Annotated in this window: 17 protein-coding genes; 5 read left to right on the forward strand and 12 right to left on the reverse strand. The window is 54.5% G+C overall.

From position 1 onward, the window contains the following. Positions 1–78: 78 nt before the first annotated feature. The 12 genes from FHS72_RS09915 to mdh form a co-directional block, all read right to left on the reverse strand. Positions 79–396 carry a hypothetical protein gene (locus FHS72_RS09915; RefSeq protein ID WP_183528611.1) on the reverse strand — a complete coding sequence of 106 codons (318 nt, stop codon included), beginning with the start codon at positions 394–396 and terminating at the stop codon, positions 79–81. A gap of 129 nt (positions 397–525) precedes the next feature. Beyond that, positions 526–1,914: a dihydrolipoyl dehydrogenase gene (lpdA, locus tag FHS72_RS09920; protein ID WP_183528613.1), complete on the reverse strand. Its 1,389-nt coding sequence runs from the start codon at positions 1,912–1,914 to the stop codon at positions 526–528. A gap of 72 nt (positions 1,915–1,986) precedes the next feature. Next, positions 1,987–2,379: an MAPEG family protein gene (locus FHS72_RS09925; RefSeq protein WP_183528615.1), complete on the reverse strand. Its 393-nt coding sequence runs from the start codon at positions 2,377–2,379 to the stop codon at positions 1,987–1,989. Continuing rightward, positions 2,376–2,690: a GIY-YIG nuclease family protein gene (locus tag FHS72_RS09930; RefSeq protein ID WP_183528617.1), complete on the reverse strand. Its 315-nt coding sequence runs from the start codon at positions 2,688–2,690 to the stop codon at positions 2,376–2,378. Before FHS72_RS09930 ends, FHS72_RS09925 begins: the two co-directional genes overlap by 4 nt. 57 nt (positions 2,691–2,747) lie before the next feature. Then, complete coding sequence (gene odhB, locus FHS72_RS09935) at positions 2,748–3,935, reverse strand: 2-oxoglutarate dehydrogenase complex dihydrolipoyllysine-residue succinyltransferase (protein ID WP_183528619.1); 1,188 nt, start codon at positions 3,933–3,935, stop codon at positions 2,748–2,750. Beyond that, the gene (locus tag FHS72_RS09940; RefSeq protein WP_183528620.1) at positions 3,932–6,895 is read right to left on the reverse strand and encodes a 2-oxoglutarate dehydrogenase E1 component; all 2,964 of its coding nucleotides are present in this window, start codon (positions 6,893–6,895) and stop codon (positions 3,932–3,934) included. The genes odhB and FHS72_RS09940 overlap by 4 nt, the downstream gene beginning before the upstream one ends. Then, a complete protein-coding gene (locus FHS72_RS09945) occupies positions 6,892–7,224 on the reverse strand; it encodes a hypothetical protein (RefSeq protein WP_183528621.1) in 333 nt (110 codons plus the stop codon). Before FHS72_RS09945 ends, FHS72_RS09940 begins: the two co-directional genes overlap by 4 nt. A 53-nt stretch (positions 7,225–7,277) precedes the next feature. After that, positions 7,278–8,162: a succinate--CoA ligase subunit alpha gene (gene sucD, locus FHS72_RS09950; RefSeq protein WP_183528622.1), complete on the reverse strand. Its 885-nt coding sequence runs from the start codon at positions 8,160–8,162 to the stop codon at positions 7,278–7,280. Between the two features lie 148 nt (positions 8,163–8,310). Continuing rightward, a complete protein-coding gene (locus FHS72_RS09955) occupies positions 8,311–8,502 on the reverse strand; it encodes a hypothetical protein (protein ID WP_183528623.1) in 192 nt (63 codons plus the stop codon). 805 nt (positions 8,503–9,307) lie between these two features. Next, positions 9,308–9,514, reverse strand: a complete 207-nt coding sequence (locus FHS72_RS09960; protein WP_183528625.1) for a hypothetical protein — start codon at positions 9,512–9,514, stop codon at positions 9,308–9,310. An 87-nt stretch (positions 9,515–9,601) separates the two neighbouring features. Further along, complete coding sequence (sucC, locus tag FHS72_RS09965; RefSeq protein ID WP_183528627.1) at positions 9,602–10,795, reverse strand: ADP-forming succinate--CoA ligase subunit beta; 1,194 nt, start codon at positions 10,793–10,795, stop codon at positions 9,602–9,604. A 288-nt stretch (positions 10,796–11,083) separates the two neighbouring features. Then, positions 11,084–12,046: a malate dehydrogenase gene (gene mdh / locus FHS72_RS09970; protein WP_183528629.1), complete on the reverse strand. Its 963-nt coding sequence runs from the start codon at positions 12,044–12,046 to the stop codon at positions 11,084–11,086. A gap of 405 nt (positions 12,047–12,451) precedes the next feature. On the opposite strand from mdh, the gene FHS72_RS09975 reads away from it, so the two are divergent. From FHS72_RS09975 to sdhC, 5 genes are all read left to right on the forward strand, one after another. Next, on the forward strand, positions 12,452–13,294 hold the full coding sequence (locus tag FHS72_RS09975) for an HpcH/HpaI aldolase/citrate lyase family protein (RefSeq protein WP_183528631.1): 843 nt from the start codon (positions 12,452–12,454) through the stop codon (positions 13,292–13,294). After that, on the forward strand, positions 13,291–13,836 hold the full coding sequence (locus FHS72_RS09980) for an NnrU family protein (protein WP_183528633.1): 546 nt from the start codon (positions 13,291–13,293) through the stop codon (positions 13,834–13,836). The genes FHS72_RS09975 and FHS72_RS09980 overlap by 4 nt, the downstream gene beginning before the upstream one ends. Positions 13,837–13,839: 3 nt before the next feature. Beyond that, on the forward strand, positions 13,840–14,043 hold the full coding sequence (locus tag FHS72_RS09985) for a DUF1737 domain-containing protein (protein WP_183528635.1): 204 nt from the start codon (positions 13,840–13,842) through the stop codon (positions 14,041–14,043). Beyond that, a complete protein-coding gene (locus FHS72_RS09990) occupies positions 14,043–15,074 on the forward strand; it encodes a MaoC family dehydratase (protein ID WP_183528637.1) in 1,032 nt (343 codons plus the stop codon). The genes FHS72_RS09985 and FHS72_RS09990 overlap by 1 nt, the downstream gene beginning before the upstream one ends. 220 nt (positions 15,075–15,294) lie before the next feature. After that, positions 15,295–15,678, forward strand: a complete 384-nt coding sequence (sdhC, locus tag FHS72_RS09995) for a succinate dehydrogenase, cytochrome b556 subunit (RefSeq protein WP_183528639.1) — start codon at positions 15,295–15,297, stop codon at positions 15,676–15,678.

Raw genomic sequence — 15,678 nt, forward strand, 5'->3', positions numbered from 1 at the left:
GGTTACTTTTCCAATGCTTGGCCCGAGATTGTGGTTAACATGTGGTTCTAACTGGGAATGTATGTGACGACGCATACATTAATCGTCGTCGCGTGGGTCCAAATCGTTGAGCCGTAAGTTGTGCTTTTGGGCGAACCAAGCGAATAACGGCGTTTCGATTAACATCATGGTTATGATGGAAAAAACGAGCCAGTTCGTGTTGAACAGAACCATATGAAACGTGATATTGCGCCCCGCAAATAATGCAGCAGCCAAAGTCAACGCCGCGACACTGATCGCAACGTCCCGCACCATAATTGCCCGCCATGTTTTCACGGGCAAGCTTGGGTAAGCCCACAAATAGGCGAACCCCAATAACGCGATGTTAATGATTAGGATGGTAGCTTCTGGCGACATGCTAGGGGACCTGCTTGCAAATTTGCGGAGGCGATAGCTGATGCGGGCAGGTGTGTCGAATAGGTCTGCGCGCATATGGCGCAAACATGTGAGTCTGCTGGCCCCCGTAAAGAGGCCAGCAAGAGTAATTTACATATGGATTGCGCCGTCGCCACAGGCGAGGGCGGCTTCGCGTACTGCTTCGGAGTAGGTCGGGTGCGCGTGGCATGTCCGTGCGATATCTTCGGCTGCGGCGCCAAATTCCATCGCGACGCAGATTTCGTGGATCAAATCGCCAGCCATTGGGCCGATGATATGTGCGCCCAAAATGCGGTCAGACGCGGCGTCAACGATAAGCTTCACAAAGCCGTCGCCAGCAAAGTTCGCCTTGGCGCGGCCATTGCCCAAGAACGGGAATTTGCCGACTTTGTACGCGCGGCCTTCTTCCTTCAACTGTTCTTCGGTTTTGCCGACGCTGCCAACTTCTGGGTGCGTGTAGATCACACCCGGGATCACATCGTAGTTCACGTGCGGCTGCTGGCCTGCGATACCTTCAGCGACGGCCATGCCTTCGTCTTCGGCTTTGTGGGCCAACATCGGACCAGTGATCGCGTCACCGATGGCATAGATGCCTGCAACATTCGTCGCGTATTTGCCGTCAGTTTTGATCTGGCCACGGTCGGACAGTTCAACGCCAAGCGCCTCTAGACCCAAACCTGTGGTGTAGGGTTTCCGGCCTGTTGCGACCAGAACCGTATCGGCGTCAACTGTGTGCTCAGAGTCGTCTTTGCGCAGTTTGTAGGTGACTTTGGCCTTGTTATTCTTGGTTTCGACGCCTTGCACGGCAGCCCCGAGAGTGAACTTAAGTCCCTGTTTCGTCAGCAGTTTCTGGAACGTCTTAGCGACTTCGGCGTCCATGCCGGGTGTGATCGCGTCGAGGAATTCGATCACGGTGACATCAGAGCCTAGGCGGGCGTAAACTGAACCTAACTCTAGCCCGATAACGCCAGCGCCGATCACGACCATTTTCTTTGGAATTTTGCCAAGCTCAAGCGCGCCTGTAGAGGTCACAACGGTCTTTTCGTCGACCTCGATACCGGGCAATGATGATGGCTCTGAGCCTGTCGCGACGATGATGTTTTTTGCCTCGTGAACGTCGTCACCGACTTTGACTTTGCCAGCTTCAGGGATCGAACCCCAGCCTTTGAGCCAATCGATTTTGTTCTTCTTCATCAAGAACTCAACGCCGCCAGTGTTCTGGCCGATGACGTTATTTTTATAGGTCTGCATCTGGTCCCAATCGACCGACGGTGTTTTACCTTTCAGGCCCATTTCGCTGAAATTATGTTCAGCTTCGTGCAGCATGTGGGTCGCGTGCAGCAGTGCTTTGGATGGGATACAACCGATGTTCAGGCAGGTGCCGCCAAGCGTTTCGCGGCCTTCGACGATGGCCGTTTTCAGGCCCAATTGAGCGCAGCGGATTGCGGACACGTAGCCGCCGGGGCCTGATCCGATAATGATGACGTCGTAGTTAGCCATGGGGAGTCTCCTGAGGCGAATTGGCGGTGTGACTTGCGTGCACAACACGTGCACAAGGCGTGCACCGCCGCGTTAGAATAAGAGCGCTGACACGATCATCAGCATCGTTGACATGAACCCTACGGCCCAAACGAGTGAACGCCAAGGGGTCAGCCCGAATGTGTAGCAGGGGATATAAAGGACGCGCGCGCCGAGATAGGTCCACGCGCAGGTTGCGGAAAAACCTGTGGTTTTGTCGCCAAGCACGACGACAACGACGGCGAGGGTGAAAAAGATCAACCCTTCGAAATGGTTGTTCAACGCGCGTTGCAGGCGGCCAGCGGTGCCTGTGAGCGGGATGAATTTGTCGCGTGGTCCCATCGCGGCTTTTGGTCCAACCTGCAGGTTGGCAAAGACGGAATAGGCGAAGAATTGGACCGCTTGCAGGATGCCTGCGAGGGCGAGGACGGTGAGTTCAGGTGTCATTGGTCTGCTTTCGATGTCATCGTCGGACTAGATCCGACGATCTCTGGCCAAAGATCGTGCCAATCTGGATTTTGATTTTCGATGAGTTCAATTTTCCAAGCACGGTTCCATTTTTTGATCGCCTTCTCTCGCCGAATGGCTTCTGCAGGGGCTACATGTTGCTCGAACCAGACAAGTTTTTCCAAGTTGTAGCGATCAGAAAAACCTTTGTTCAAATGTGTGCGGTGTTCATGGGCACGACGTATCAGATCATTTGTAACGCCAGTGTAGAGCGTGCCATTTGGTCTATTTGTCATGATGTAGACGAACATCGCGTCGCCCCCAGCCGTCGGAGACCCCCGGGGCAAGCCCGAGGGTGACCATCGAGATTACAGATCCATCAACAACCGACGTGGATCTTCCAGCGCTTCTTTGACCCGTACAAGGAACGTCACAGCGCCTTTGCCGTCGACGATGCGGTGATCGTAGGACAGGGCGAGGTACATCATTGGGCGGATCACAACTTCACCGTTGATCGCCATTGGACGGTCTTGGATTTTGTGCATGCCGAGGATGCCGGACTGTGGGGGGTTCAGGATCGGCGAGGACATCAGCGATCCGTAAACACCGCCGTTGGAAATCGTGAACGTGCCGCCCTGCATGTCTGCCATGGACAGTTTGCCGTCACGCGCCTTGCCGCCCATTTCGCCGATCGCTTTCTCAATACCTGCGAATGACATTTGGTCGGCGTCTTTCAACACAGGAACCACGAGACCGGTTGGCGTACCCGCCGCGATGCCCATGTTGACGTAGTTTTTGTAAACCACATCGGTGCCGTCGATTTCGGCGTTCACTTCTGGCACTTCGTTCAGGGCGTGGATACAAGCCTTTGTAAAGAAAGACATAAAGCCAAGTTTGACGCCGTGCTTTTTCAAGAACAGGTCTTTATATTCGTTGCGCAGCGACATCACCTCGGTCATGTCGACCTCGTTGTAGGTGGTCAGCATGGCAGCGGTGTTTTGGCTCTCTTTCAGACGTTTGGCGATGGTCTGACGCAGGCGAGTCATCTTCACGCGCTCTTCGCGGGATGCCTGATCTGCGGCGACGGGTGCGCGTGGTGCGCTGCTGGTCGCTGGTGTTGATGATGACAGCGCGTTCAGCACGTCGCCTTTCATCACACGGCCGTCTTTGCCTGTGCCTTCAACGTCTGACAAGTTGTTCTCTGCCATCAGTTTTTTGGCAGATGGGGCGTCTTCGACGTCTTTGGAAGCGGCTGCGGGCGCTGGTGCTGCGGCGGCTTTGGGTTCTTCTTTTTTGGCGGCGGGTGCAGGTGCTGCGTCGCCTTCGGAAATTTGGGCCAGCAGCGCGTCAACGCCCACTGTTTCGCCTTCGGCCGCAACGATTTCGGACAATGTGCCCGCAACTGGTGATGGGACCTCGACGGTTACTTTGTCGGTTTCCAGCTCGCACAGCATTTCGTCAACTGCGACGGTGTCGCCCGGTTGCTTGAACCATGTGGCAACGGTGGCTTCAGAGACGGATTCACCCAGTGTCGGGACGCGTACTTCGGTGCTCATGACTTTGTTCCTTTAATCGTCAGCGCGTCGTCTACGAGCGCTGCTTGCTGTGCTTTATGTTGGCTGGCCAAACCGGTCGCAGGGGATGCGGCGGCGGCACGACCGGCATAGGCCGGACGGGCGTTTTTCGCTTTGATGCGTGTCAGGACCCATTCGAGGTTGGGTTCCATGAACGACCAAGCGCCTTGGTTTTTGGGTTCTTCTTGGCACCAGACGGTTTCAGCGTTCGGGAACCGTTTCAGTTCGTTCACGGCTGATTGGGCTGGGAACGGGTAGAATTGTTCAAAGCGCAAGATGTAGATGTCGTCGATGCCACGGGCGTCGCGTTCTTCGAGCAGGTCGTAGTAAACCTTGCCGGAACACATGACGACTTTTTTGATTTTGTCGTCTGCGACCAATGTGGTGTCCGAGTTGCCCTGCTGTGCATCGTCCCAAAGGACGCGGTGGAAGGACGATCCTGTGGTGAATTCCTCGGCCTTGGAGACGGCCAATTTGTGGCGCAACAAGGATTTCGGAGTCATTAAGATCAGCGGTTTACGGAATGTCCGGTGCAACTGACGCCGCAGCAAGTGGAAGTAGTTCGCAGGCGTTGTGCAGTTCGCCACGATCCAGTTGTCGCCGCCGCACATGGTCAAGAAGCGTTCCAGACGTGCGGAAGAGTGTTCCGGTCCTTGGCCTTCATAACCATGCGGCAACAGGCAAACGAGGCCCGACATGCGCAACCATTTGGATTCGCCTGACGAAATGAACTGGTCGAACATGATCTGCGCGCCGTTGGCAAAGTCACCGAACTGGGCTTCCCACAAGGTCAGCGCGTTTGGTTCGGCCAGTGAATAGCCGTATTCGAAGCCAAGAACCGCGTATTCCGACAGCATTGAATCGATGACTTCGTACTGTGCTTGACCTTCGCGGATGTGGTTCAGCGGGTAGTAGCGATCTTCGTTATCTTGGTTAATCAGGCCAGAGTGACGGTGGCTGAATGTGCCGCGTGTACAGTCCTGACCGGACAGACGCACGGGGTATCCTTCGGTCTGGAGCGACCCGAAAGCCAGCGCCTCGCCGGTGGCCCAGTCGATGTTTTCGCCAGTTTCAAACATCTTGGCTTTGGCATCAAGCAAGCGCGTCACGGTTTTATGCAACGGGAAGTCGACGGGGGCTGTGGACAGTGCCTTGCCGATTTCAGCGAAGGTTTCCTTGGAAATCGCTGTTTTACCGCGCTGGTATTTCTCTTTTTGACGATCCAGATGCGACCACTTGCCGTCAAGCCAATCGGCCTTGTTCGGTTTGTACTCTTTCCCGCTTTCGAATTCGGCATTCAGGTGCGCTTGGAACGCGGCCTTCATGTCTTCGATTTCGCCTTCTGGGATCAGGCCGTCTTTGACGAGACGTTCGGTATAAAGCGTCAGTGTCGTTTTCTGTTTCTTGATCTTTTTGTACATCACTGGGTTGGTGAACATCGGCTCGTCGCCTTCGTTGTGACCAAAGCGGCGGTAGCAGATGATATCCAGAACAACGTCTTTGTGGAACTTCTGACGGAATTCAGTCGCGACCCGCGCGGCGTGAACCACAGCTTCGGGATCGTCGCCGTTGACGTGGAAAATCGGCGCCTCAACCATCAGAGCGATGTCAGTCGGGTAGGGGCTAGAGCGGCTGAAATGCGGCGCAGTGGTGAAACCGATCTGGTTGTTCACCACGATATGCATCGTGCCGCCGGTTTTGTGACCCTTGAGACCGGACAGCCCGAAACCTTCGGCAACGACGCCTTGGCCTGCGAATGCTGCATCGCCGTGCAACAGGATCGCCATGACTTTTGTGCGGTCTTCGTCGTTTTTCTGGTCTTGTTTAGCGCGTACTTTACCCAAAACAACAGGGTTCACCGCCTCTAGGTGAGACGGGTTCGCGGTCAGCGACAAGTGTACGGTGTTATCGTCGAAAGACCGGTCGCTTGATGCGCCGAGGTGGTATTTCACATCGCCAGAACCATCGACGTCTTCGGGTTTGAACGATCCGCCTTGGAATTCATTAAAGATCGCGCGGTAAGGCTTTTCCATCACGTTGGCGAGGACGGACAAACGACCACGGTGCGGCATACCGATGACGATATCTTCCATGCCCAATTGGCCGCCGCGTTTGATGATCTGCTCCATCGCAGGGATCAGGCTTTCGCCGCCATCAAGGCCAAAGCGTTTGGTGCCCATGTATTTGACGTGCAAGAACTTTTCGAAACCTTCGGCCTGTACCAGCGAGTTCAGGATCGCCTTGCGGCCATTCTGGGTAAAGCTGATTTCTTTGCCGTAACCTTCGATGCGTTCCTTGAGCCAGCCCGCTTCTTCAGGGTTGGAAATGTGCATGTATTGCAGCGCAAATGTGCCGCAATATGTCCGGCGCACGATCGCGATGATTTCGTTCATCGTCGCGATTTCAAGACCCAGCACATTGTCGATAAAGATCGGGCGATCCATGTCGGCGTCAGTGAAACCGTAAGATTTCGGGTCCAGTTCCGCGTGAGCGTCACCTGTTTCGCGCATTTCCAGCGGATCGAGGTCCGCGATAAGGTGGCCGCGAATACGGTAGGCGCGGATGATCATCAACGCGCGGATGGAATCGAGAACGGCAGCGCGGACTTGTTCTTCGCCAAGCGCGACGCCTTTTTCAGCGGCTTTGTCTTTGATTTTCTTGCCAGCAGCGTCCGGTTCCGTCGCCCATTGGCCATCAAGTGCAGCTGTCAGGTCGTCGTTTGGGACCGGTGGCCAGTCCATACGGCCCCATGACGGACCTGCCGCCTCTGCCTTGGCGTCTGCGGGTGCATCGCCGAGAGACTTGAAAAATTCCTGCCAGCTTTCGTCAACCGCATTGGGGTCGTCGGCGTAGCGGGCGTAAAGTTGTTCAATGTATTCCGCGTTGTGGCCCTGCATAAAGGAAGAGGCGTGGAAAACGTCGTTTGGGGATTGGTCGTTCATGAGCGGACCTCATTGAGGGGGGTGTCGGAAACGGTGGGGGCGAACAGTTTCAGGCTAAATGACGCCGTCAAAAGGGAATAAGTTGGCAACAAGATGATGAGCCATGTCGTGACGGGCAGCGTATCAAGGTGTTGCACAAGCAGGTCGCCGAACGTGGCGATGCTGTTGAGTTGGTATGTCGTGACGGGCAGGGAGAATTGCATAAGAATGATTGCGGAAATCAGACCCACCGCTGCCAGCGTAAACCGCGAAAACACGGTCCGTGTTTCACGGTCCGTGGCCTGAAAGGTGTTGGTTACACCGGATCTTATGGCGTCTAGCAGTCCCATTGGTGCCTTCGTCTTTTGGTGTCGGTGGGCGGGGTTGCCCCCGCCCAGACCAATTATTTCGCGATTGCTTCGAGTACAGCTTCGCCCAATGTCGCTGGGCTGTCTGCCACGATGATCCCTGCGGATTTCATCGCTTCGATTTTGCTTTCTGCGTCGCCTTTACCACCGGCAACAATCGCGCCAGCGTGGCCCATGCGGCGGCCTGGAGGCGCTGTGCGGCCTGCGATGAAGCCAGCAGTTGGTTTCCAACGGCCTTTTTTACGCTCGGCTGCGAGGAATTCTGCGGCTTCTTCTTCTGCGGAACCGCCGATTTCACCGATCATGATCATCGAATGTGTTTCATCGTCGTCTAGGAACATGTTCAGGATGTCGATGTGTTCAGTCCCTTTGATCGGGTCGCCGCCGATGCCAACAGCCGTGGACTGGCCAAGGCCGGAATCGGATGTCTGTTTCACTGCCTCGTATGTCAGTGTGCCGGAACGGGATACAACACCCACGGAGCCACGTTTGTGGATGTGGCCTGGCATGATGCCGATTTTGCAGGCATCAGGCGTGATAACACCCGGGCAGTTAGGCCCGATCAGGCGGGATGCGGACCCTTCGAGGGCACGTTTCACGCGCATCATGTCCAGAACGGGGATGCCTTCGGTGATGCAGATGATCAGTTCCATCTCGGCGTCGATTGCTTCGAGGATCGAGTCGGCAGCGAACGGCGGCGGTACATAGATCACGGAAGCATTGGCTTCGGTGACAGATTTCGCTTCGTGGACAGAGTTAAAGATCGGCAGGTCCAGATGTGTTTGACCGCCTTTGCCGGGGGTCACGCCACCGACCATTTTGGTCCCGTAAGCAATCGCTTGCTCGGAGTGGAATGTCCCCTGCGAGCCGGTGAGGCCTTGGCAGATGACTTTGGTGTTTTCGTTGACGAGAATAGCCATAAGTTTAGTCCTTACTGGGCGTCGGTTAGAGTGGTTTGATTGGTCAGATGACCGCAACAGGTCGTTGCATGAGGCACGACATTGGGCTGACTGCTACCGTTGAGGGCAGATGTTTGCAGCGCATGAAATGTTGAGAAAATGTGCAGGCTCATGGCGTTTCCGCCATGGCAATGGCGACGGCTGTACCACGGAGTGGAGCGCCATCGACGTCAGGAGAATAAGGACGTTCGGCTTGTGGCGCCTCGCGCACGGGCAAGCTGGCTAATTCGGGGCCAGTACATGCAAAAAGGCCACAGGCCATAAAGCCTGTCGCCAGTAGTTTGATCGGTGTGCCCCGCATGTTTCACCCTTCTGGTTCGTCCCACAACGCATTTTACGCTATGGGGGCCCGAACCTTACCTGTAGGTGACCGGGCTCACTGTTTGTGGACCACAACGCACAGGAAGACCTGCAACTGGGACCAAATATTCTGCACTAATTCCAGTCACACCAGGACATGACGTCAGTGTACCGGACTTTTCGTAGTTCGTCGTTTGCGTACCTGCGCCGACACAAGCGGCCATTGACAGGGTAGAAAGGACAAGAATTGCTTGCTTAATCATGATTATTCGCCGTTCATCTCTAGTTTATCTAAAACTTGAATGATCTGCGGGTGAAGCAAAAATTAGGCGCAAATTTGACTTATTCGTGTCCTTGTTCGTTTGGTTGCGACAGCTGTCGCTGCGGTGTTTCGGGGTATCCCAGCGCAGCGAGCCGCGATGGGATGTGAGTAGTGGTTATTGACGAGTGTAAGGCGAAGCGGATTGTGGGCCACATCGGACAGGCAAGCCTGCGACGGGTTGTGAGTACTGCGCGCTGACGCCTGTCAAACCGGGGCAACTCGAAACGTGACCAGTGTGGTTACGGCTGACTTGCGTTGCTCCCTCTGTATTCATGCAAGCTGTTGTTGCGGTGAGGGCGATAAGTACGAGCATTGGCTTAAACATTGGTGTCATCCTTCGGTGCGTTGATCTGACTGGCACAGTGTTGTGCCTTGAAAACAGGTCTAGGTGCCAAAGGTTGACGAGATGTTGCAGTCACAATTCGCTTAAAATTCACTCCTCTCAAGTTTGATCGAACGTCGATAGTTTAACGTTAAAGATCGATTATTCGACTGGCTGGCTTTGCGGGCCACAACGTACTGGGTCACGGGCTGTTCCGACGGCAAAGGCCTGTTCTGATGGTGTTCCGGTGGTGCAATTCAGCGTCCCGACCCGTTCAAAGCTGGTATCTTGACCCGTTGTGCCAAGCGCATATTCGCATCCTGCCGCAAGTGTGAGGAGTGACGCGCTAACCAAAACTGACTTAAACATAAGATTTCTCCCTAAAAAGCGTTATACTCTGTCGAGTGGCACCCAAATATGGATGCCACATGCGATGTGCGGCTACGATGGTGTCGATTAGCCTTTGACCGCTTTCACGATCTTTTCAGCGCCATCTTTCAAGTCGTCAGCAGCGATCACATCAACGTCGGAATTGTTGATGATCGCTTTGCCTTCTTCCACGTTTGTACCTTCGAGACGAACAACCAGTGGAACCTTCAAGCCGACTTCTTTCACCGCAGCGACAACGCCTTCCGCGATCACATCACAGCGCATGATACCGCCGAAGATGTTCACAAGGATGCCTTTTACGTTTGGATCAGACGTGATGATTTTGAACGCTTCAGTCACTTTTTCTTTGGTCGCACCGCCACCAACATCAAGGAAGTTAGCGGGCTCTGCGCCGTAGAGTTTGATGATGTCCATTGTGGCCATCGCAAGACCAGCACCGTTCACCATGCAGCCGATTTCACCTTCAAGAGCGATGTAGTTCAGGTCATATTTCGACGCTGCCAACTCTTTTGGATCTTCTTCAGTTTCGTCGCGCAGGGCGGCGATGTCTTGGTGACGGTAGATTGCGTTGCCGTCGAAAGAAACTTTGGCGTCGAGAACCTTAAGGTCGCCTTTGTCAGTAACAATCAGCGGGTTGATTTCGAGCATTTCCATGTCTTTTTCGGTGAATGCTTTGTACAGAATACCCATCAAGCTGACGCACTGCTTAACCTGCGCACCAGTCAAACCAAGCGCAAAGGCGACGCGGCGACCATGGTAAGCTTGGTAGCCCGTTGCAGGATCAACTGTGAAGTTGAGGATTTTCTCTGGCGTGTTCTCGGCGACTTCTTCGATGTCCATGCCGCCTTCGGTAGAGACAACAAAGCCAATGCGGGATGTTTGACGATCCACGAGCAGCGCGAGGTACATTTCAGTTTCGATGCCGGAACCATCTTCGATGTAGACGCGGTTCACTTGCTTGCCAGCAGGGCCTGTCTGGTGCGTGACCAATGTGCGGCCCAGCATCTTCTTGGCTTCTTCAGCTGCTTCTTCAACAGATTTTGTCAGGCGCACGCCGCCTTTGTCGCCAGCGTCAGCTTCTTTGAAAGAACCTTTGCCGCGGCCACCAGCGTGGATCTGCGCCTTTACAACCCAAAGCGGGCCATCCATTTCGCCAGCGGCTGTTTTCGCGTCTTCGGCTTTCATCACCGGGCGGCCGTCGCTGACGGGGGCGCCATAAGATTTGAGCAATGCTTTGGCTTGGTATTCGTGGATGTTCATGTCTGTCCCTCGGTTGGGGTGAGTTTTGTTGACTGAAACATATCATGGGTTAAGAAAAAACTGCCAATTTTATGATCACCCAAAAAAACCGACATTTGTGATCACAGTGTTTTGGGGTGTGATCACAAAATGTAGCGCGTTCGCGCTAACATATGATTCGTTAATGATTGTTGGACATTTTAGGCGCACGGGGTGGCGGGAAGCCGCTGATCGAATGGCACCGCCGACGCGGCTCAACGAAAAAGGGCGCCCCTATGGGACGCCCTTTCGCATGTCTTGCAAGCTCGTTTATGCAAGTGATTCGTCGATGCCCTTACAAGCAGCGACCAAGCCTTTGACGGCGTCGACGGATTTGTCGAACATCGCTTGCTCGTCTTTGTTCATTTTGATCTCGACAACGCGTTCGATACCACCGGCACCGATCACTGTTGGCACGCCAACGTAGAAACCGTTCAAGCCGTAAGCGCCATCAACGTGTGCTGCACATGGCAGGACGCGCTTTTGGTCTTTGAGGTAGGCTTCGGCCATTTCGATGCCGGATGTTGCAGGGGCGTAGAACGCGGAACCTGTTTTCAGCAGGCCAACGATTTCCGCACCGCCATCACGTGTACGCTGAACGATTGCGTCCATCTTTTCCTGTGTGGTCCAGCCCATTTCGATCATGTCTGGCAATGGGATGCCCGCAACGGTGGAATAGCGCGTCAGTGGCACCATTGTGTCGCCGTGGCCGCCCAGAACGAATGCAGTCACGTCGCGCATGGAAACGTTGAATTCTTCGGCAAGGAAATGACGGAAGCGTGCGGAATCAAGTACGCCAGCCATGCCGCAAACCATGTGGTGTGGCAGGCCGGAAAATTCGCGCAGCGCCCAAACCATCGCGTCAAGCGGGTTGGTGATGCAGATCACAAATGCGTTTGGCGCATGGGCTGCGATGCCTTCGCCAACGGATTTCATAACCTTGAGGTTGATCCCCAGCAGGTCATCACGGGACATGCCTGGTTTACGTGCAACACCAGCTGTCACGATGCAAACGTCTGCGCCTGCGATGTCGGCGTAGTCGTTGGACCCTTTGAAAGACCCGTCGAATTTGCCCGCTGGGCCAGATTCGGAGATGTCGAGTGCTTTGCCTTGCGGCGCACCTTCGGCGATGTCGAACAGGACGACGTCGCCTAATTCTTTGACAGCTGCGAGGTGCGCAAGCGTGCCACCGATTTGTCCAGCGCCGATAAGGGCAATTTTAGGTCTAGCCATGAGAGGTATCCTCTGAGGGGTGAATTTGCCCAGATGCCTAGTCTGTTGTGTTGCGCGGTGCAAGTGTGCGGCGTTGCAGCATGTTCGCAGATGATTCTTAAGTTTGGGTTAACTTTCTGATAGCATGTGATATTTTCTGCATTTTGGTTTGTTAAGGCAGCATAAAAGTGTGTCGATTTTGTATGGATTTGGGCTGCTGGTGCGCCTCTTTATACCGCCGATTCTGGTGGTTTGGGACGATTTGAGCGTGCTTAACGTCATCCATGCTTGTGATGTTAAATGGCCGCCAACCCTCAAAGCCAGGGCCCCGAATATCGGTTTTCGCTGCGCTGCGGCGCATTTCGGGTTGAATGATTGTGTGGTTTTTGGTCATTGTTGCGCAACATTATTGCGAAGGAAGATTCGATGGATACCCGCCCAGCCCGTTCAGCCCTCTATATTCCCGGTTCCAAGGATCGCGCGTTGGACAAGGCGCGTGGCTTGCCTGTCGATATTATCCTCTTTGATCTCGAAGATGCTGTGTCTCCTGACGCAAAGGTCGAAGCGCGGGCGACTTTGGCCGCCGCGCTCAGCGCCGGTGGATACGGCCCGCGTCAAAAAATCGTGCGTATTAACGGTTTAGATACAGAATGGGGTCATGATGATGCAGCAGCCGTCGCTGCGATGGATTGTGATGCCGTCTTGCTGCCTAAAGTGAATAGTCCTGCGGATTTGGATGCGTTGGCTGAAATGATCCCTGATTTGCCAATTTGGGCGATGATGGAAACGCCGTTGGGGATTTTGAATGCCGCGAGCATTGCAGCACATCCGCGGCTCAAAGGGTTTGTGATGGGGACGAATGACCTTGCCAAGGACCTGACTGCGCGAAGCCGTCCGGCGATGACGGCGGCCTTGCAGCATTGCCTTTTGGCGGCGCGGGCGCATGGGGTTGTGGCGTTAGATGGGGTGTATAATGCGTTTAAGGATGACGATGGACTCGCAATCGAATGTGCTGAGGGGCGTGATATGGGGTTCGATGGAAAAACACTAATCCATCCCGCGCAGGTGGCTATCTGTAATGCTGCGTTCGGGCCGTCTGACGAGGATATAGCGCTTGCGACCCGTCAAATCGCGGCGTTCGAGGCGGCAGAGGCCGAAGGGCAGGGCGTCGCTGTTGTGGACGGAAAGATCGTTGAGAACTTGCACATTGTGACCGCACGGGCGACGTTGGCGAAAGCCGCAGCTATCGCCACGTTGGAGAAATCATGATCTATATTATTGCTGGCCTGATCCTATGGTCGGGTGTTCACTTTTGGAAGCGTATTGCGCCCCAAGAGCGGGCGAAATTCGGGGACAAAGGGAAGGGCATCGTCGCCGTCGGCTCTGTCGTCGCTATCGTGCTGATGGTGATCGGTTATCGCATGGCCGATGGTGCGTTTTATTGGGGCCGCAGTCCTGCTTTGACGGGTGTTAATAACCTGTTGATGTTGTTCGCATTTTATCTGTTTGCCTCCTCCGGCGCAAAAACGAAAATCACAAAGGTTATTCGTCACCCGCAACTGACTGCCGTCGTGGTTTGGTCAGTGGCGCATATTTTGGTGAACGGTGATACCCCGTCCTTCGTATTGTTCGGGGGCATGGCTGCTTGGGCGATCGCGGAAATGATCGTCGTCAGCAAGGCCGAAGGGCCGCGCGGACCGTATCATGAAGTGCCTGTGAAGAAAGAAATAACAGCCGTGATCGCGACGGTCGTTGTCTTTCTCGTCGTCGCTACAATCCATATTTTCCTTGGCTACAACCCGTTTGGATAAGACATGAAAATCTACCGCCTCTTGACCGAAGACGACAGTTCGGAATTTTGCCACAAGGTCTCGCTTGCGCTATCCAAAGGTTGGGAGCTGTACGGCGATCCGACTTATGCGTTTGACCATGCGAACGGCGTGATGCGCTGTGGTCAAGCCGTGACCAAGGACGTCGACACCCCTTATTCCCCCGAGATGAAGTTAGGTCAGCAATAATGGCACCCAAAACGAATGCAGGCCGCTTTTTTGAAGATTATGCGGTTGGCGATGTGATTACGCACGCCGTTCCGCGCACGATCAAAATGGGAGAGCGTGCGTTGTATCATGCGCTGTATCCTGCGCGTCATGCTCTGCATTCGTCGGATCAATTTGCCCAAAATTGCGGGCTGCCGTTTAGCCCGTTGGATGATCTGATTACGTTTCACACGGTTTTTGGCAAGACCGTGCCCGATGTGTCGCTGAATGCGGTTGCGAATTTGGGCTATGCTGAGGGGCGTTGGCATACATCGCTGTGGCCCGGTGATACGGTGACGGCGACCTCTGAGGTCATTGGTGTTAAACAGAACTCCAACGGGAAATCCGGTGTTGTTTGGGTGCGAACCGAGGGGCGTAACCAGCATGGCGAACTGCTGCTGTCCTATGTGCGCTGGGTGATGGTGCGTAAAAAAAGCGACGGTCCGGCGCCCGAAACGGTGATTCCTGATCTGGCGAAGGTGGTCGATCCGGCTGATCTGGTGATTCCGCAGGGACTTGATTTCACGAAGTATGACTATGCGCTGGCAGGCGAGCCGCATCGTTTGAGCGATTATAAAGTGGGCGAGGTTATCGACCATGTGGACGGTGTCACCATTGAGGAAGCCGAGCATATGATGGCAACGCGCCTGTGGCAAAACACGGCCAAGGTGCATTTTGACGCGACATTCCGGCCCGATGGGAAACGGTTAATGTACGGCGGTCATGTGATTTCGCTGGCACGGGCGTTGTCATTTAACGGCTTGGCGAATGCGCAGATGATTGTCGCGCTGAATGGCGGCGCACATGCGAACCCTTGTTTTGCTGGCGACACAGTGCGGGCATGGTCCGAAGTGTTGGATACTGCGGAAACATCAGCGCCGGGCGTTGGTGCGATCAGGCTGCGATTGGTTGCGACAAAGACGGCGGCGGGCGCGTTAAGAGGCGCGGATGGAAAGTACCTTCCCGATGTCTTGCTTGATCTTGATTACTGGGCGTTGATGCCGACGGGGTAACGATTTTTCGAGGAAAATCGCGTCTGGCGTCGCAGGTTACGTGTGAATTTGTGATCACACCTTTTGTGGCTGTGATCACAAGTCGCGAAAAAGTGGGCGTGTAGTGCAAATATTCATAGTTTCTTTGGATACCTCTGCGTGACTCTGCCTGCATAATCTTGCTAGAAAGCAGACAAAGCCTAAGCGCAGTTCGCTGTGCGAGCCAAAAAAGGGAAACAGCATGGCCGATGTGAACCGGGGCAATCGCCCTCTGTCACCGCATTTGACGATCTACCGCCCGCAAATGACGTCGATGACTTCTATCTTTGTCCGCGTGACCGGCAATGCCGTGATCGTTGCCGCACTGATGATCACGTGGTGGTTTGTTGCCGCCGCTGCCGGGCCTGACGCCTTTGCCACCGCAAACGGTTTCTTGACCAGCTGGTTTGGCGATCTTGTCCTGTTCTTGTCGACTTGGGCGATGTGGTTTCACACCTTTGGCGGTATTCGCCACCTGATCTGGGACATGGGTTACGGCCTTGAGGTCCAGAAATCCGAAACTATGGGCATATTGATGATTATCGGGTCCGTCCTGATGACCATTTTCTGTGTCGTCGTATTGTAA

Source organism: Yoonia ponticola (assembly GCF_014199395.1).
GTDB lineage: Bacteria > Pseudomonadota > Alphaproteobacteria > Rhodobacterales > Rhodobacteraceae > Yoonia > Yoonia ponticola.